This window comes from Micromonospora citrea (genome assembly GCF_049629545.1).
GTDB lineage: Bacteria > Actinomycetota > Actinomycetes > Mycobacteriales > Micromonosporaceae > Micromonospora > Micromonospora citrea_A.
The window spans coordinates 1-18,516 of sequence record NZ_JBNADX010000023.1 but is presented as its reverse complement, the minus strand read 5'-3'; the positions used below and the strand labels follow the sequence as shown (position 1 = coordinate 18,516).

Here is an 18,516-nt window from a genome sequence, read left to right as displayed (position 1 = left end):
CGCACCGTCGTCGAGCCCTCGGCGACCGTGCGGGCGTTCGCGTGCCCGCCGAAGGGTGGCGGCGGCCCCTCGCAGGCTGCCGGGCCCGGACCCGTGCGCAGGTCAGCGCCCGGCGTCCCGGTGTGTGGACGACGCCGGAGCTGTGCATACTTGCGCGGTTGATGTTGGCTCGCGGGTTCGCCCGGCGGTGGCGCATAGGTGGTTCTGGTGCTCGACAAGACGGCGGAGACGCGACTGCACGGCACCGGCGCCACGGCCTCCCCGGTGGCGGACCCCGGGCTGCGGCAGCTGCTCGCCGGCCTGACCGCGGTACGCGACGGTGACTTCGGCACCCGGCTGCCGGAGGACGCCGACGGCCTGCTCGGGGAGATCGCCACCGTCTTCAACGGCATGGTCGACCAGCTCTCGCTCTTCACCTCCGAGGTGACCCGCGTCGCCCGGGAGGTCGGCACCGAGGGGCAGCTGGGCGGCCAGGCCGAGGTGCCCGGGGTCTCCGGCACCTGGAAGGACCTCACCGACTCGGTCAACGCCATGGCCGGCAACCTCACCGATCAGGTGCGCGACATCGCCGAGGTGGCCACGGCGGTGGCCCGGGGCGACCTGTCGCAGAAGATCACCGTCGACGTCCGGGGCGAGATCCTCGAACTGAAGGTCACCATCAACACGATGGTGGACCAGCTCTCGTCGTTCGCCGACGAGGTGACCCGGGTGGCCCGCGAGGTGGGCAGCGAGGGCCGCCTCGGCGGCCAGGCCGAGGTGCCCGGCGTCGCCGGCACCTGGCGCGACCTGACCGACTCGGTGAACTTCATGGCCGGCAACCTCACCAGCCAGGTCCGCAACATCGCCCAGGTCACCACCGCGGTCGCCCAGGGCGACCTGTCGCAGAAGATCACCGTCGACGCGCGCGGCGAGATCCTGGAGCTCAAGAGCACCATCAACACGATGGTGGACCAGCTGTCCAGCTTCGCCGCGGAGGTGACCCGGGTCGCCCGGGAGGTCGGCACCGACGGGCGGCTCGGCGGTCAGGCACAGGTCAGCGGCGTCGCCGGGACCTGGCGCGACCTGACCGACTCGGTCAACTCGATGGCCGTCAACCTGACCGACCAGGTCCGCAGCATCGCCCAGGTGGCCACCGCGGTGGCCCGGGGCGACCTGTCGCAGAAGATCACCGTCACCGCGCACGGGGAGATCCTGGAGCTGAAGAACACCATCAACACGATGGTGGACCAGCTCTCGTCGTTCGCCGACGAGGTGACCCGGGTGGCCCGCGAGGTCGGCACCGAGGGGCGCCTCGGCGGCCAGGCCGACGTGAAGGGCGTCTCCGGCACGTGGAAGGACCTCACCGAGTCGGTCAACGTGATGGCCGACAACCTCACCGCCCAGGTGCGCAGCATCGCCGAGGTGACCACCGCGGTCGCCAAGGGCGACCTGACCCAGAAGATCCGGGTCGACGCGCGCGGCGAGATCCTGGCCCTGAAGGAGACCATCAACACGATGGTCGACCAGCTCTCCGCGTTCGCCGACGAGGTGACCCGGGTGGCCCGTGAGGTGGGCACCGAGGGTCGTCTCGGTGGCCAGGCCCGGGTGTCCAACGTCGGCGGCACCTGGAAGGACCTGACCGACAACGTCAACGAGATGGCCAACAACCTCACCAACCAGGTCCGCTCGATCGCCCTGGTCGCCACCGCCGTGGCCCAGGGCGACCTGAGCCGGCAGATCACCGTGGAGGCCAAGGGCGAGGTCGCCGTCCTCGCCCAGACCATCAACACGATGGTCGGCACCCTCGGCGCGTTCGCCGACGAGGTGACCCGGGTGGCCCGTGAGGTGGGCACCGAGGGTCGTCTCGGTGGCCAGGCCCGGGTGCCGAACGTGGCGGGCACCTGGAAGGACCTGACCGACAACGTCAACTCCATGGCGAACAACCTCACCGGCCAGGTCCGCAACATCGCCCAGGTCACCACCGCCGTGGCCCAGGGCGACCTGACCAGGAAGATCGACGTGGACGCGCGCGGCGAGATCCTGGAGCTCAAGACGACCATCAACACGATGGTGGACCAGCTCTCCAGCTTCGCCGCCGAGGTGACCCGGGTGGCCCGCGAGGTCGGCAGCGAGGGCCGCCTCGGCGGCCAGGCCGAGGTCGAGGGTGTCTCCGGCACCTGGAAGCGGCTCACCGAGAACGTCAACGAACTCGCCGGCAACCTGACCCGGCAGGTGCGCGCCATCGCCGAGGTGACCAGCGCGGTGGCCACCGGTGACCTGACCCGCTCCATCACGGTGGAGGCCCCGGGCGAGGTCGGCGAGCTCAAGGACAACATCAACTCGATGGTGGAGTCGCTGCGCGAGACCACCCGTACCAACCAGGAACAGGACTGGCTCAAGACCAACCTGGCCCGGATCTCCGGGCTCATGCAGGGCCACCGGGACCTCGAGGTGGTCGCCGGTCTGGTGATGAACGAGCTGGCCCCGCTGGTGGCCGCGCAGCTCGGCACGTTCCTGCTGGTCGACGACACCACCGGGGGCACCGCCCTGCGGGTGATCGGCGGGTACGGCCACGACGCCACCCGCCGCCGGTACGCCCTCGGCGACTCCCTGGTCGGGCAGGCGGCCGTCAGCAAGCGGGCGATCGTCGTCGACGCGGTGCCGGCCGACTACGTCACCGTCTCCTCCAGCCTCGGCGCCGCCGCCCCGCTGCACCTGGTGGTGCTGCCCGTCCTCTTCGAGGACCAGGTGCTCGGCGTCATCGAGCTGGCCAGCATGAGCCGCTTCACCGATATCCAGCGGGACTTCCTCGACCAGCTCACCGAGACCATCGGCGTCAACGTCAACACCATCGTCGCCAACGCCCGCACCGACATCCTGCTCACCGAGTCCCAGCGGCTCGCGGCCGAGCTGCAGGCCCGGTCCGAGGAGTTGCAGGCGCGCTCGGAGGAACTGCAGCGCTCCAACGCCGAGCTGGAGGACAAGGCGGCGCTGCTGGTCCGGCAGAACCACGACATCGAGACCAAGAACTCCGAGATCGAGCAGGCCCGCCAGGAGCTGGAGGCCCGGGCACAGCAGCTCGCGCTGGCCTCGAAGTACAAGTCGGAGTTCCTGGCGAACATGAGCCACGAGCTGCGTACCCCGCTGAACTCCCTGCTCATCCTGGCCCAGCTGCTGGCCCAGAACCCGAACCGGAACCTGACCGCCAAGCAGGTGGAGTACGCCACCGTCATCCACTCGGCCGGCACGGACCTGCTCCAGCTCATCAACGACATCCTCGACCTGTCCAAGGTCGAGGCCGGCAAGATGGACATCAACCCGGAGACGTTCGACCTGTCGGCGCTGCGCGACTACGTCGACGCCACCTTCCGTCCGCTGACCACGCCGCGTGGCCTGGAGTTGGACCTGGTCACCGGTCCCGACGTGCCGACCCAGTTGCACACCGACGAGCAGCGGCTGCGCCAGGTGCTGCGCAACCTGGTCTCCAACGCGGTCAAGTTCACCGAGACCGGACGGGTGCAGCTGCGCATCGAACGTGCCCGCCCCGAGGAGCTGCCCGACACCATGCCGGAGCGGGAGCAGGTGATCGCCTTCCGGGTCGTCGACACCGGCATCGGCATCGCCGAGCAGCACCTCACCGCGATCTTCGACGCCTTCCAGCAGGCCGACGGCACCACCAGCCGCCGCTACGGCGGCACCGGCCTGGGCCTGTCCATCAGCCGGGAGATCGCCCACCTGCTCGGCGGCCGGATCACCGCGCAGAGCGTGCTCGGACAGGGCAGCACCTTCACCCTGTACCTGCCGGCCCGCAGCACCGCCACCGCCGTGGCGGCCACCGGCGACGACCCCGCCGCGCTGCCGGCCGTGCGAGCCCAGGCCACGCCGGAGGCCGTGGAGCACTGGCGTACGGAGCAGCTGCGGCGGGTGCTGGTGCTGGAGCACGACGACATGGGCCTGCTCACCCTGCTGGCCCGGGGTGTCGCCCTCGGGATGACCGACCTGCCGGTCGAGGTGTCGACCGTGATGGACGCGGCACCGGCCCTGGAGGCGCTGGACGCGCAGCGGCACCACCTGCTCGTCGTGCACCTGGACATGCCCGACGACAGCGGCGGCGCCCTGCTGCGGGCGTTGCACGACCAGCGGGGCCAGCGGGCCGTGCCCGTGCTGGCGTACCACGGCAGCCCGCTCAGCGCCGGCCAGGAGGCCCTGTTGCAGGCGCTGGCCGAGGACCGGCCGCTGGAGATCCTGCGCAGCCTCGACGACCTGCGCGAACGCATCGCCCTGCACCTGTCCGCCGACGCCCCGGAGCGGGTGGTGCCGTTCACCCCGGCCGGCACCGACGCGTCGGCGCCGGGCGACCCGTTCCACGTCGCGCTGGCCGGGCGCAAGGTCCTCGTCGTCGACGACGACGCGCGCAACGTGTTCGCCCTGACCAACATCCTGGAGCTGCACGGCATCGACGTCGTCTACGCCGAGAACGGCCGCAAGGGCGTCGAGACGCTCATGCGCCACGACGACATCGACCTGGTCCTGATGGACGTCATGATGCCCGAGATGGACGGGTACGCCGCCACCGCCGCGATCCGCGCCATGCCCCGCTACGCCGACCTGCCGATCATCGCGGTGACCGCCAAGGCGATGCACGGCGACCGGGAGAAGAGCATCTCCTCCGGGGCCAGCGACTACGTGACCAAGCCGGTGGACGCCGACGACCTGCTGCACTGCATCCACCGCTGGCTCAACGCCTGAGCCCGACCGGCGCGGCGCCCGGGCCTCAGCGGCGGATCAGCCCCCGCTGCCGGGCCGCCGCGACGGCGGCCGTGCGCGAGTCCACGCCGAGCTTGCCGTAGACGTGCACCAGGTGCGTCTTGACGGTGGCCTGGCTCAGGTGCAGCCGGCGGCTGATCTGCTGGTTGGACAGCCCGTCGGCGACCAGGCGCAGCACCTCGCTCTCCCGGGGCGTCAACGCGACCCCGGGTGAGCGCACCCGGTCGATCAGCCGGTGGGCGACGGCCGGGGCGAGCGCCGACCGCCCGGCCGCCGCCGAGCGCACCGCGGCGGTCAGCTCCTCCGGCGGGGCGTCCTTGAGCAGGTAGCCGGCAGCGCCGGCCTCGACCGCGGCGAGGATGTCCGCCTCGGTGTCGTACGTGGTCAGCACCAGCACCCGGGGCGCGTCGGGGCGGGCGACGATGGCGGCCGTCGCCTCGACCCCCTGCATGCCGGAGCCGAACTGCAGGTCCATCAGCACCACGTCCACCGGCTGCCGGACGCAGACCGCCACCGCCTCCTGCGCCGTGGCCGCTTCGGCGACCACGGTGAGGTCCGGCTCGGTGGCCAGCAGGGCGCGCAGCCCGCAGCGGACCACCGGATGGTCGTCGGCGAGCAGCAGCCGGATCGGCCGGTTCACCCGGGGACCTCCGCCGTCCGCTCCGGCGGGGTGAAGCTCGCGGCCACGGCGGTGCCCTGCCCGGGCCCGGACTCCACGCTCAGCGTCCCACCCAGCTCGGCCGCGCGGGCCCGCATCGAGCCCAGGCCGAACCCGCCGTCGGCGCCGCCCGGGTCGAACCCGACGCCGTCGTCCACCACGTCCAGGGCGACCTGCCGGCCGAGGTAGCTCAGGGTCAGCTCCACCCGCCCGGCACGGGCGTGGGAGACGGCGTTGGCCAGCGCGGACTGGGCGATCCGCAGCAGCGCCACCTCGTACGGGGTGGGCAGCGGTCGGGGCGTGCCGTCGAGACGGAACCGCACCACCGGGCCGGCGTCGCCGCCACCGGTGGCACAGAGCCGGCGCAGCGCCTCGGGCAGCGACCGCGCCGCCAGGGCGGGCGGGGTGAGCGCCCGCACGAAGCGCCGCGCCTCGGCCAGGTTGTCCTGCGCCGCCCGGCGGGCCTGCTCGACGTGGCCGGCGACCACGTCCGGCCGCTCGGGCATCGCCCGTTGCGCGGCGCGCAGCAGCAGTTGGATGCTGGACAGCCCCTGGGCGAGGGTGTCGTGGATCTCCCGGGCGAGACGTTCCCGTTCGGCGAGCACCCCGGCGGTGTGCTGGGCCTCGGCCAGGTCGGCCCGGGTGGCGGTGAGCTGCTCGATCAACCGGCGGCGGCGTTCGCTCTCCCGGTACAGGGCCTGGTAGCCGAGGACGGTGGCGACCGCGACGGCGGCCCCGATCACCGGACCGATCACCCCACCGGGGGCGAGCGCGCCCTGGTGCCGGGCGACCCCGCCGACCGCCGCCGCCGTGGTGGCGGCCACCGCGACCGCCCCCCACCGGACGGGCAGCAGGTGCAGGTGCAGCAGGAACAGCGGGAACGCCAGCCACACCGCGTCCGGGGTGAGCCAGAGCAGCCCCGCCCAGCCCACGGTCAGCACGGCCAGCCAGCCGAGCGCCGTACGACGCGAGCGGGACAGCGCCGCCGCGGCGGCCCACCCACCGGCCAGCGCCGCCGTGGCGAGCAGCACGCCGGCACGCTGCGGCTGCCCTCCGGCCAGCGCCCGTCCCGCCACCACGACGAGCAGCGCGGCGACCAGCAGGTACAGGCCGATCCGCGCCGCGCGTGGCGGCGGGACGGACGGGTGCGGGCTCACGATGCCTCCAGGCTAGGCCGCGGCTCGCCGCCGCCATCAACCAAAGGGATGATCCCGCGCTGCGCACTTCGAGGGCCGGCCACCCACCGGCGGGGCGATGGCGGCGCGGCCGCACCGGGCGAGCGTGGACGGCGTACCACCACGCCACCGGGCGTGGCCCCGCAACGGAAGGCTCGTCATGTTCGTCGCCTGGAGGGACCTCCGGTTCGCCAAGGGTCGCTTCGCCCTGATGGGCGTCGTCGTCACCCTGATGACCCTGCTCGTCGTGCTGCTCTCCGGCCTGACCGCCGGCCTGGGCCGGGAGAGCACCTCGGCGGTCACCGGGCTCGCCGCCGACCACCTCGTCTTCGCCGTCCCCGACGGCGACCTCTCCTTCACCGGCTCCCGGGTCACCGACGCGCAGTGGCGCCGCTGGCGCGAGACACCCGGGGTCACCGCCGCCGACCCGCTCGGCGTCGCCACCCTGCGCGCCGCCGCCGGCGACCGGACGGCCCCGCTCGCCGCGTTCGGCGTACCCCCGGGGTCCGCCCTGGCCCCCGACGGGCTCGGCGACGGGCGGGTCGTGCTCTCCCGCGGCGCCGCCGACGCCCTGGCCGCCGGGCCGGGCACGACCGTCACCCTCGGCGCGGTCCGGCTGAGCGTGGCCGCCGTCGCCGGGGACGCCTCCTACAGCCACACCCCCGTCGTGTGGACCTCGCTGGCCGACTGGCGGCGCACCGCCCCCGGCGTCCCCGGCGACGCCGCCACCGTCGTCGCGTTGACCACCACCGGGAACGTCCGCTTCGACGCCGTCGACCGGGAGGTGGGCACCCGGACGGTCACCCGGGACGCGGCGCTGTCCGCGATCGGCTCCTACACCTCCGAGAACGGGTCGCTGCAACTGATGCGCGGGCTGCTGCTGGTGATCTCCGCGCTGGTCGTCGGTGCGTTCTTCACCGTCTGGACCATCCAGCGCGCCGGCGACGTGGCCGTGCTCAAGGCGCTCGGCGCCGCGACCGGTCACCTGCTGCGCGACGCGCTCGGGCAGGCCCTGACGCTGCTGCTGGCCGGCACCGTGGCGGGCACCGGGCTCGCCGTGGCCGTCGGCGCGGCGGCGGCCGGGCAGGTGCCGTTCGCGCTGACCGCCGGCTCGGTGCTGTTGCCGGCGGTGGTGACCGTCCTCCTCGGCGCCGTGGGCGCCGCCCTGGCCGTACGGCGGGTCACCGCCGTCGACCCGCTGACCGCCCTGGGGAGCGCCCGATGACCCTCGACCTGTCCGACGTCACCCTGACCTACCCCGACGGCGACACCCGCCTCACCGCCCTGGACGGGGTCGACCTGCGCGTGCCGGCCGGCACCGTCACGGCCGTCATCGGTCCCTCCGGCTCCGGCAAGTCCAGCCTGCTGGCGGTGGCCGCCACCCTGATCCGCCCCGAGCGGGGGCGGGTGGTCGTCGCCGGGGTGGACACCGGCGGCCTGGACCGGGCCGGGGCGGCGGCGCTGCGCCGGACGCGGATCGGGATCGTCTTCCAGCAGCCGAACCTGATCGCCTCGCTGACCGCCGCGGAGCAGCTGCAGGTGATGGCGCACCTCGCCGGCCGTCCGGTACGCCCGGCCCGCGCCCGCGCCGAGCGGCTGCTGGCCACCGTCGGGCTGGCCGGCCAGGTGGACCGCCGTCCCCACCAGCTCTCCGGCGGGCAGCGGCAGCGGGTGACCATCGCCCGGGCCCTGATGAACGACCCGGCGGTGCTGCTCGTCGACGAGCCCACCAGCGCCCTGGACCACGACCGAGGCGCGGCGGTGCTCGACCTGATCGTCGAACTCACCCGTGAGCGCGGCACCGCCACCGTGCTGGTCACCCACGACCGGGGGCACCTGGACCGGGCCGACCGGGTGGTGGAGATGGTCGACGGCCGGCTCGCCGTGCCGACCGGGTGCGGCCGCCGGCCCGGCGACTAGGTGCGCGTCGGCGGGGTAAGAAGCGCCATGCCGTCGCCCGGACGCCCGCCGCGTCCCGCGGGCCGACCGGTCCCGGTCCGGCGCGCGGGGCCCCCGTGAGCGCCGTCGGTCCGAAGCTGCGCCGGGAGGCCCGGGAGGCGTACGAGCGGCTGCGCACCTACTTCCTCGTCGCCGTGCAGGCCGGGGTGGCGGCCGGGCTGTCCTGGTTCGTCGCCAGCAGTCTGCTGCACAACCCGCAGCCACTGTTCGCGCCGGCCGCCGCGGTCGGCACCATCGCCGCGGCGATCGGCAACCGGATCCGGCGGACCGCCGAGCTGCTCGCGGGGGTGAGCCTCGGCGTGCTCGCCGGTGACCTGATCATCGAGGTGATCGGCGCCGGTCCCTGGCAGACCGGACTGGTGGTGGCGCTGGCCATCTCGGTGGCGGTGGTGTTCCGGGGCAGCGGCGCGGTGATGGTGCAGGCGGGCAGCACCGCCGTGCTGCTGGGCACCGTGTCGCCGGCCGGCCCGGACCTCGCCATCCCGCGTACGGCCAACGCCGTGATCGGCGGGGGAGTGGCCGTCATGGTGGCGTTGCTGATCCTGCCGTTGAACCCGGTGCGGGTGGTGCACCGGGCGGCCGGGCCGACGCTCGACCTCTTCGCCCACCAGCTGACGGTGGCCTCCGAGGCGCTGGCGCGCGGCGACGTGGACCGGGCCGAGGCGGTGTTGCAGCGGCTGCGGGCCGCCGAGGTGGAACGACGGCAGACCACCGAGATCGTGGCGGCGGCGCGGGAGGTGGCCATGCTGTCGCCGTGGCGGTGGCGGCGTCGGGCGTTGCTGCGCCGCTACGAGCACGCCGCCGAGCACCTGGAGCTGGCGTTCACCAACAGCCGCAACATGGTGCGCCGGATGGTGAGCCTGCTGGAGGCCCGGGAGCCGGTGCCGCCGGACCTGCCGGCCGCGATCGAGCACTTCGGGCAGGCGCTGCGGCTGCTGCACCGCGACTTCCTGGCCGGTCGTACCCCGGACATCGCCCGGGCCCGGGCGATGGAGGCGGCCGGGGAGGCGCAGCGGGCCCGCACGGCGGGGCTCGGGTTCTCCGGCACCATCGTGGTGTCGCAGGTGAGCATCGTCGTCAGCGAGCTGCTCCAGGCCTCCGGCCTGCCCAAGGGGGAGGCGGACCGGACGGCCGGCCTGCACGCGCGCCGCTGAGCGCCGGCGGTGGCCGTCCCCTGCCGGCCGGCACGCGTCCCCGGTCACCGGGCAGAGCGATGACGGTCGATCGCAGCGGTGGTACGGTCGGCGGAGATGGCCAGCTTCTCGATCCTCGGCCCGCTCGACGTCACCGTGGCCGGTCGCCCGGTCACGCCCCGCAGCAGCAAGCAGCGTGCGGTCCTCGCGGTCCTCCTGGTCAACGCCAACCGGGTCACCCCGCTCGACCGGCTGCTCGGCGCGCTGTGGCGCGACGACGCGCCGGACACCGCCGTCGGGCAGGTGCAGACGCTGATCTGGCGGCTGCGCGGCGTACTGGGCGACGCGATCGGCACCCGACCGGGCGGCTACCAGCTCACCGTCGCCCCCGGCGAACTGGACGCCGAGGTCTTCGCGAGCACGGCCGCCGAGGCCGCCGAGCTGGCCCGCGCCGGCCGGCTGGCCGACGCGGCGGCCCGATACGGCGACGCGCTGGCGCGGTGGCGGGGGCCCGTCCTGGCCGATGTGCGGCTGCCCGGCGACCCGCACGCGACCGGCTTCCACGCGGCCGTGGCGGAGCTGACCGAGCAGCGTCTCGCCGTGGAGCGGGACCGGGTGGACGTCGAGTTCGCCCTCGGCCGGCACGCCGAGCTGATCCCCGCGTTGCACCGTACGGTCGAGGACGAGCCGCTGCGCGAGGAACTGCGCGAGCGGCTGATGCTGGCGCTGCACCGCAGCGGGCGACGGGCCGAGGCGCTGGAGGTCTACCGGCAGGGCCGCCAGGTGATGGTCGCCGAGCTGGGCCTGGAGCCCGGACCGGCCCTTCAGCACCTGCACGCCCGGATCCTCGCCGGCGACCCGCTGCTCGACGGCGTCGACCCGGCCCCGGCGGCGGGCCCCGCCCCCGTCCCGGCCGCGCAGCTGCCGATGGCCGCGGCGGACTTCGTCGGCCGCCACGACCTGGCCGCCGCGCTGGCCCGCCACCTCACCGCCGCGTCCGGGCCCGACGACGGTACGCCGACCGGCGCGCCCCGGCCGGCCGCGCCCCGCATCGTCGCCGTCTCCGGCGCGGCCGGCAGCGGCAAGACCACCCTCGCCGTCCAGGTGGGACACCTGGCCCGCGCGCACTTCCCCGACGGTCAGCTCTTCGTGGACCTGCACGGCGGGGCGGAGCCCCTCGACCCGGTCACCGTGCTGGGCCGGTTCCTGCACGCCCTGGGTGAGGAGCCCCGCGCCGTGCCGGCGGAGCTGGACGAGCGGGCCGCGCTGTTCCGGGCGCGGACCGCCGGGCGGCGGCTGCTCGTGGTGCTGGACAACGCCGCCGACGGCACGCGGCTGCCACCGTTGCTGCCGGCCGACCCGGGCTGCGCGGTGCTGGTCACCGCCCGACGGCGGCTCACCACCCTGCCCGGGGCGTACCACGTCGACCTCGGGGTGTTCACCGCCGAGGCGGCCGTCGACCTGCTGCGGCACGCGATCGGCGCGCAGCGGGTCGAGGCGGAGCACGCGGACTGCCTGCGGGTCGCCGAGCGCTGCGGGCACCTGCCGTTGGCGATCCGCATCGCCGGTGCCCGGCTGGCCGCCCGACCGCACTGGCCGGTGGGGCGGCTGGCCGATCAGCTCGCCGACGAGCGGGCCCGCCTCGACGTGCTGCGCACCGGCGACCTGGCGGTACGGTCCAGCCTGGCCACCAGCTACCAGGAACTGGACCCGGTCGAGCGGCGGCTGCTGCGGCTGCTCGGGGTGGTCGACCTGCCCCGGGTGCCCGGCTGGGCCGGGGCCGCCCTGCTGGACCTGCCGTTGGCCGAGGCCGAGGAGCTGATGGAACGGCTGGTCGAGGCGAGGCTGGTGGACGCCGACCGGGGCGCGTACCGGCTGCACGACCTGGTCCGGGCGTACGCGGGGGAGCTGCGCGCCGACGACCGGCCGGCCGACGAGGGCACGGCGGCGCTCGGCCGGCTGCTCGGCGGCTGGCTGACGCTGGCCGACGAGGCGTACCGGCGTACCAACGGGGGTTTCCGGCGCGGCGCGGGCGGCGCGGCCGCACGCTGGTCACGCTGGACGGCCGCCGACCTGGACGCCCTGCTCGCCGACGCGGTCGGCTGGTTCGAGGCGTCGCGGGGCATGCTGACCGGCGCGGTACGCCGGGCGGTCGCCGCCGGACTGCACGAGCCCGCGTGGAACCTGGCGAACACGCTGAGCCGCTTCTTCGAGCTGCGCGAGCACCTCGACGACTGGGGTGCCACCGCCCGGGCGGCACTGGACGCGTGCGGGGCTGCCGGCGACGACCTCGGCCGGGCCTGGCTGCTGCGCTCACTGGGCGAGCTGCACCTCAACGTCGACCGGCTCGACGACGCGCTGGCCTGCTTCGACCCGGCGCTGGCGCTGTTCGAGCGACTCGGCGAGCGGCAGGGCCAGGCGCTGGTGCTGCGCGCCGCCGGCACCGCCCACCGGCTGCGCCACGCCGACGCGGAGGCGATGGCCGCGCTGAGCCGGGCCAAGGCCATCACCGTGGAGTTGCGGGACCGGCCCGGCCAGGCCCAGGTCCTGTTCGGACTCGGCGCGGCCCATCGGGTGGCCGGTCGGCCCGGTCCCGCCGAGGCGGCGTTCCGGCAGGCGCTGGCGATCTTCCGGGAACTCGACGACCGGTTCGGCGTGGCGTACACCTCGACCAGCCTGGCCCTGGTGCTCGGCGGGCGGGGCGCCGACGCGGACGCGGCCCGGCTGCTGCGCGGCGCCCTGGACCTCTGCCGCGAGCTGGGCTACCGCCGGGGCGCGGCCATCTGCCGGGGTCACCTCGGTGACCTGCACCTGCGCGCCGGGGAGCACGAGCGGGCGGTGGCCGAGCTGACCGAGGCGGTCACCGGCAGTCGGGAGGTCGGCGACGGCATCGGCGAGCTGATCGCGCTGCGCCGCCTCGGCGCGGCGCTGCTCGCCCTCGGCCGGCTCCCGGCGGCCCGCTCCGCCCTGCGCTCCTGCCTGGCGCTGTGCCGCCGGTACGGCGAGGACGCCGAGCGGGACCGCGCCCTGCGCCTGCTCGGCGAGGCCCGGGCCCGGGCGCTCACCGCGGCCGCCGACCCCGCCGCGCTCCCGCCGGCGGCGCTCCCGCCCGTCGGTGTCCCGCCCGAGGTCGCCTCGCCGCAGGCGGGTCCGCGCGGGGTGTGATCGCGCCCCCGCCTGGCATGTGGCAGGGGCCGAGTCAGCCGAGTCGCGCGCTGCGGCAGCCGATGCGGCGTCGGGCGGACGTGACCGGGTCGGCCGCCTCATGGTGAGGCTACGGACCTGATGGCATGGATGGATCAGGCTGGCGCGACCGGCCCGCCGTCTCGTCCGGTGGTGGTCACCCCCCCCGGCCGGTCGGTCGCGGCCGACGACGAGGCGAAGGCGCGGTGTCCTGGGTGGCTGGTCGTGGTGCCGGTCAGCCGATCCATCCCTGCTATCAGGTCTGTAGGCAGCGATCGGACCGATGGTCCAGCGGCCTGGCCGCACTCCGGACGCCCGCTTCGCCCGGACGCAACCGCACCCACCAGACGCCCCCGCCGGCCCAGACGCCCCCGCCGGCCCAGACGCCACCGCACAGGCCCGGTAACCATCGAGCCGGGCGCGACACCAGGGGCGGGCCGGTGGCGGTGGCATCCGCCCCGTGCGGCGGCGGGGAGGCGGCGGGCGCGAGCGGGATGAGAGCGGGCTGAGAGGACCGGGGGCCGTCCGGCCGGGATGGTGGTCACCGAGCGCCACCGCTCGACCACCGCGACAGGGGAGGCTCCACATGCCCGACAGCACCATGGCACCACCACCGGCGGAGTGGCCCGGACTGTCCCGACGCCGGTTCCTCGGCGGCGTCGGCGCGTCCGCGGCCGCGCTGACCGTCGGCTCGGTGCTCGGCACCGCCGAGTCCGCGTCCGCCGCCTACTACATGAAGTGGGGTGCGGTCGTCTCGCCCGGCGACGCCAGCAACAACATCGACTTCAACCGCAAGGTCGACATCCTGCGGCGGATGCGGCCGCAGACCGCCCGGATCTCGATGTTCTGGGGCGATCCGTGGAACCGCCGGTTCAGCGACGCGCAGCTGGAGGCGCTGCGCGGCACCGGCCTCACCGAAATGATCATCCAGTCGTCGGAGGACCCGGACCCGAACCTGGCCCGCCACCAGCTCAACCTGATGCTGCCCTACATCGACGCCCACCCGAACACGCTGTTCGTCTGGGAGTTGGGCAACGAGCCGGACTGGCACCTGCCGAACGACCCGTGGCTGGCCCGGTGGAAGCGACTGGCCACCATCCGGGACAACAAGCCGGCACAGGACCGGGGCAACCTGCTCTGGGCGATCAACATGCCGGCCGGCCGGTGGAACGGCGACGGCAGCGGCTTCACCTTCGGCACCTCCGGGCGGTACTTCGACGCGTTCGTCCGGGACACCGGCGACGGGCTCGGCGGCATGCTGTCCGGGCCGTACCAGCCGGACGTGGTGACCGTGCACTGCTACAGCTCCACGTACCTGACCCGGGGCGCGGACGGCGGCGGCGAGCGCAACCCGTACAAGATGATCGACTACGTGCGGGGCTGGAACTCCCGGATCAGCATGAAGGTCACCGAGGCCGGCATCGACGGGGCGAAGTCCGACCGCGGGTACCGGTACGTCAACTTCGGCTCGTCGGTCGCCAACGAGACCGCCGGCCAGATCGACAGTGTCTGCTTCTACGGCATCCCGCCCGCCGAACGGCAGTACGGCATCTGGGAGACCGAGGCCGACCAGATCGGCACCCACCCGTGAGAATCCGTGCCCTGCTCGCGGCGGCCACCGTCGCCGTCGCCACCCTCGCCCTGACCCCCGCGCCCGCCTCCGCCCACACCGTCAGCGTGATCAACGGCTACACCGTCAACCTGCGCACCGGGCCGGGCACGTCGTACCCGTCGATCGGCACCGTCACCGGCGGGCAGCGCGTCGCCATCGCCTGCACCGTACGCGGGCAGAGCGTGACCGGCCCGTACGGCGCCACCGACGTCTGGGACTACCTGCACCTGGAGGGGTACGTGTCGGACGCCTTCCTCTACACCGGCGCCTCCGGCGCGGTCGGGCCGCCCTGCGGCGGCGCGCAGCTGCACTGGGACGCCGCGTCGATGAACCTCGGCGTGGAGCAGCCCGGCACCCGCCGCCTCTACAACGAACTCAAGGCGACCCCCGGCTGGAACCCGCGCGGCGGCGACCGGCACTTCGCCGGCATCTACGTCAACAAGCCCGGCGAGCACGGCGAGGGCCGGGCGCTGGACTACTGGATGGACGCAGACAACGCCACCGAACGGCAGACCGGCTGGACCATCGCCAACCACCTGCGCGCCAACGCTGGGGCGTACGGCGTCCAGACGATCATCTGGAACGACAAGGTCTGGCTCTCCAGCAACCCCAACGCCGGCTGGCAGGAGTACGACGAGGTCGGCAACTGCGGCAGCACCAGCAAGACCTGCAAGCACAACGACCACATCCACATCAGCCAGAACTGGGCCGGTGCGGTGCTCAAGACCTCCCACTGGATGTGACCCGATGAAGCGACTCCTCGCGGCGGTCGCCGCCGCCACCGTCGGCCTGCTCACCCTCACCGCCGCCCCGGCCACGGCGGCCACCACCGCCCGCATCGACACCGGGGGCGGGGCGGCCAACCTCCGCTACGGCCCCGGCACCATGTACCACGTCACCGGGACGGCGGCGAACGGCTCCACCGTCACCGTCGTCTGCACCACCCGGTCCCAGACGGTCAACGGCCCGTACGGCTCGTCGACCATCTGGAACAAGCTCAGCAACGGCTCCTGGGTGGCCGACGCCATCACCTTCACCGGGGTCAGCTACCCGGTGGAGGGGGAGTGCCCGGCCACCGGCCGCCGCCCGACCGGCGACGACTACCCGTACCGGGGCAACCCGAACATCGTCGACCGTTGGGCGATGTACTCCGGACAGTGCACGTCCTTCGTGGCCTGGCGGATGGAGCAGCTGCAGGGCTACTTCCACAACAACGGCTGGCGCAACGGCATCGCCGGGCACTGGGGCAACGCCCACGAGTGGAACGACAACGCGGTGCGGCTCGGGTACCGGGTGGACCGCACCCCGCGCGTCGGCGCCATCGCCCAGTTCGAACCGTACGCCGGTGGCGCGTCCTCGCTCGGGCACGTCGCGTACATCGCCGGGGTGAGCGCCGACGGCGCCACCGTGACCCTTCAGGAGTACAACTGGGCCACGCCCCTGGGCTGGGGCATCCGCACCGTCCCGATGAACCAGATCAGCAACGTCATCCACTACGCCGCCGGCACCTGAGCCGGGCGGGGAGACGGGTGTGGCGGGGCCGACGGGATCCGGCCCCGCCACACCGTGTCCACCTCGACGGCGTCAGCCGCGCAACGGTGCTCGGACCGATCTCCGCCTTGCCGACCGCCGCCGGTGTCGGCATGGCGGCAGTATCACAGGTCGGGGGCGACCGCGCCGACCCCGCCGCCCGGGCGGCGTCGGCGGGCGACCTGGCGCAGCAGCCCCAGGCCGGTGCGGGCCGCGCCGGTGAGGGCGATCGCGGTGGGCAGGAAGATGAAGACCAGCGCGGCGACGCCCGACCAGCCGGCGAGGCTGCCCAGCCCGCTGTCGCGGATCGCCCCGACGGCCATGCCGAGCACCCGCAGCAGACCCGGTATGCCGAAGTAGACGAGATACCCGGCGGCGTAGAGCAGGCCCGGCACGTAGAGGACGACGAACAGCCGGGCCCAGGCCAGCTCCCGGCGGGTCACGGTCGCGAGCACGTCGCGGTCCTCGGTGGACTCCCGGCGCAGCCAGCGCCGCAGCACCGCGCCCTTGACCACCCACAACCGGCGGCTGCCCGTCGCGGCGGCGAAGAGCGCGTACACGTCGGTGCGGGCGAACACCCAGCTCTGGATGAGGATGCCGCTGATCTGCACGACGACGGTGAGACGCAGCACGCCGACGGCGGTGGGCCCGAGCCGGTCGGCGAGAAGCTCCTGCGCCAGCAGCAGCACACCGACGGACGCCGCGTCGAGCGCCATCCCGGCCAGCAACGGCCCGATCCGGCGGCGTCGGGGCACGCTCCACAACCGGGTCAGGTCGGCCTGGAAGACGACGAACCACAGTCGCCGGCTCACCGACAGGGAGCTGCGCAGGCCGATCCGGGCGGTCGCCGCGACGTGTCCCGCCTCGTGCGCCAGGATGCACAGCACGGTGATCAGGGAGCCGAGCAGCAGGCTGGACAGCGCCGATCCGGTCGGTGCGAGGTCGGTGTAGTGCGGGCGCAGCTGCGGGCGTACGACGAGCAGTACGACCGCCACGGCGGTCAGCGCCGCGTGGCAGGCCCAGCCGACAGGGTGGAACAGCACCCGGCCGAGCAGCCGCCACCCGGCGGGGGCGTCGGCCGGCGCCTCGGGCTCGGCCAGCAGGCCGTGCGCGGTCAGGGTGGCGAGGAAGTCGGCCACGTCGACCGGCTCGCCGGCGAGTTCCTCGGCGCGGGCGGCGCAACGCTGCACGCTCTCGCCGTCCTGCAACCAGCCGATGATGCGCGCCCCGAGCTCCGGCACGGCGAGGTATTCGCCCGAGTGCGGGCTGCCGACGATGTGCACGTCGCCGTCGGCGACCACGGTCAGCGCGGCCACGCCCGCGACCGCCGGCGCGTTCACCGGTCGCCCTCCGTGCCCCGGGCGTCCGGGTCGACGGGACGCGGCGGAACGCCGGCGGCACGGCCGGCGCAGAGCCCGCAGTCCGGGTGCCGCCGCCAGACGGTCGACTCGACGCGCATCCGCCCGCCGACCTCGACCGTCTGGTAGCGGGCGGCGGCCACCGGCTCCTCCATCCCGCTGAGGTACCGCTGCGCCTCGAGGGAGATCAGTCCGGACAGCAGTTGGGCCACCGGTCCGGTGGCGCTGTTGACCGGATCGATGCTGCGCCGCAGCCCGTCACGGACCCACCCGTCGCGGCCGCGTCCGTCGTCGTCGCGGTGCAGCTCCAGGCAGAGCCGGCAGGGGGTGTGGCCGGGCCGCACGGACCAGTAGAACAGCGTGGACATGGTGAAGCCGCCGGCGACGTACGGCACGTCGAGTGCGAAGCAGGCCTCGTTGGTGATCAGCTGCATGCCGGCCGGCTGGTCCGCGGCGAGCACGACGAGGTCCACGTCGGCGCCGAGGGCACGGATCGTCTCGACGTCGGTGACCTCCTGGGCGACGGCGTCGACGACGGTCTGTGGGGCGTACCGGCGGGCCCACTCGGCTGCCGCGGCGACCTTGGGCCGGCCGATCTCGGCGGTGCCGTAGATGAACTGGCGGGCCAGGTTCTTCGGCTCGACCGTGTCGAAGTCGACGATGCGCACCCGGCCGACGCCGAGGCCGAGCAGGGACTGCAGCACCCCGCCGCCCAGCCCGCCCGCGCCGATCACCAGGACGGACGCGTCGGCGACCGCCCGGTGCAGGTCCCGGCTGGAGCGGTGCAGGTCGGCGAAGGTGTCGTAGAAGCGCAGGTTGCTCTCGTGCCGGCGCAGGGTCTCCGGGTCGGCCCCGGCGTCGCTGTCCTCCAGCAGCCCCATCGCGTCGAGCGCGTCGATCGAGTCGCGTACGTCGGCGGTGGCGACCGGATGGCCGAGGCGGCTCAGCGCGTCCGGCAGCTCGGCGACCGGGCGGGTGCCCTGGGCGAGCAGGTCGACCAGCGCGGCCACCTGACCGTTGTCGTCGGCGAGGTGGATCCGTTCGGTGGGGGTGCGGTAGATGACGACCGCGTCCCCGGTGACGATGACGTGGCGGGACTTCAGCCTGGGCCGCATGCCGGCGCGCTCCTCTCGTGCTCGGGTGATGGGGTACGACGGCGCGG

At 74.4% G+C, this 18,516-nt stretch carries 12 protein-coding genes; 8 read left to right on the top strand and 4 right to left on the bottom strand.

The window, feature by feature from the left end; all coding sequences use genetic code 11:
• The first annotated feature begins 207 nt into the window (after window positions 1-207).
• Window positions 208-4,728 (top strand): HAMP domain-containing protein, encoded by a 4,521-nt coding sequence (locus ACPFP2_RS22490; RefSeq protein ID WP_424091152.1) that lies wholly within the window; start codon window positions 208-210, stop codon window positions 4,726-4,728.
• Window positions 4,729-4,753: 25 nt separating this feature from the next.
• Here ACPFP2_RS22490 and ACPFP2_RS22485 read toward each other — a convergent pair whose 3' ends face one another.
• Both ACPFP2_RS22485 and ACPFP2_RS22480 read right to left on the bottom strand, forming a co-directional pair.
• A complete protein-coding gene (locus ACPFP2_RS22485) occupies window positions 4,754-5,386 on the bottom strand; it encodes a response regulator (RefSeq protein WP_424091151.1) in 633 nt (210 codons plus the stop codon).
• On the bottom strand, window positions 5,383-6,561 hold the full coding sequence (locus tag ACPFP2_RS22480; RefSeq protein ID WP_424091150.1) for a sensor histidine kinase: 1,179 nt from the start codon (window positions 6,559-6,561) through the stop codon (window positions 5,383-5,385). Before ACPFP2_RS22480 ends, ACPFP2_RS22485 begins: the two co-directional genes overlap by 4 nt.
• Window positions 6,562-6,739: 178 nt before the next feature.
• Here ACPFP2_RS22480 and ACPFP2_RS22475 point away from each other — a divergent pair, with 178 nt between their 5' ends.
• The 7 genes from ACPFP2_RS22475 to ACPFP2_RS22445 all read left to right on the top strand — a co-directional run bounded on the left by ACPFP2_RS22475 (window position 6,740) and on the right by ACPFP2_RS22445 (window position 15,978).
• Complete coding sequence (locus ACPFP2_RS22475) at window positions 6,740-7,804, top strand: ABC transporter permease (RefSeq protein WP_424091149.1); 1,065 nt, start codon at window positions 6,740-6,742, stop codon at window positions 7,802-7,804.
• A complete protein-coding gene (locus ACPFP2_RS22470; RefSeq protein ID WP_424091148.1) occupies window positions 7,801-8,499 on the top strand; it encodes an ABC transporter ATP-binding protein in 699 nt (232 codons plus the stop codon). Before ACPFP2_RS22475 ends, ACPFP2_RS22470 begins: the two co-directional genes overlap by 4 nt.
• A gap of 95 nt (window positions 8,500-8,594) precedes the next feature.
• A complete protein-coding gene (locus tag ACPFP2_RS22465) occupies window positions 8,595-9,692 on the top strand; it encodes an FUSC family protein (RefSeq protein WP_424091147.1) in 1,098 nt (365 codons plus the stop codon).
• A gap of 96 nt (window positions 9,693-9,788) precedes the next feature.
• A complete protein-coding gene (locus ACPFP2_RS22460) occupies window positions 9,789-12,836 on the top strand; it encodes an AfsR/SARP family transcriptional regulator (RefSeq protein WP_424091146.1) in 3,048 nt (1,015 codons plus the stop codon).
• Window positions 12,837-13,440: 604 nt separating this feature from the next.
• Window positions 13,441-14,445 (top strand): twin-arginine translocation signal domain-containing protein, encoded by a 1,005-nt coding sequence (locus tag ACPFP2_RS22455; RefSeq protein ID WP_424091145.1) that lies wholly within the window; start codon window positions 13,441-13,443, stop codon window positions 14,443-14,445.
• A complete protein-coding gene (locus ACPFP2_RS22450; protein ID WP_424091144.1) occupies window positions 14,442-15,209 on the top strand; it encodes a hypothetical protein in 768 nt (255 codons plus the stop codon). The genes ACPFP2_RS22455 and ACPFP2_RS22450 overlap by 4 nt, the downstream gene beginning before the upstream one ends.
• Window positions 15,210-15,213: 4 nt before the next feature.
• Entirely contained in the window at window positions 15,214-15,978 is a 765-nt protein-coding gene (locus ACPFP2_RS22445) for a CHAP domain-containing protein (protein ID WP_424091143.1), read from the top strand.
• 143 nt (window positions 15,979-16,121) lie between these two features.
• Here ACPFP2_RS22445 and ACPFP2_RS22440 read toward each other — a convergent pair whose 3' ends face one another.
• Both ACPFP2_RS22440 and ACPFP2_RS22435 read right to left on the bottom strand, forming a co-directional pair.
• Window positions 16,122-17,336: a hypothetical protein gene (locus ACPFP2_RS22440; RefSeq protein ID WP_424091142.1), complete on the bottom strand. Its 1,215-nt coding sequence runs from the start codon at window positions 17,334-17,336 to the stop codon at window positions 16,122-16,124.
• Window positions 17,333-18,516 (bottom strand): HesA/MoeB/ThiF family protein (locus tag ACPFP2_RS22435; protein WP_424091141.1); only part of this gene is annotated, 1,184 nt, incomplete at its 5' end. The genes ACPFP2_RS22440 and ACPFP2_RS22435, both read right to left, overlap by 4 nt.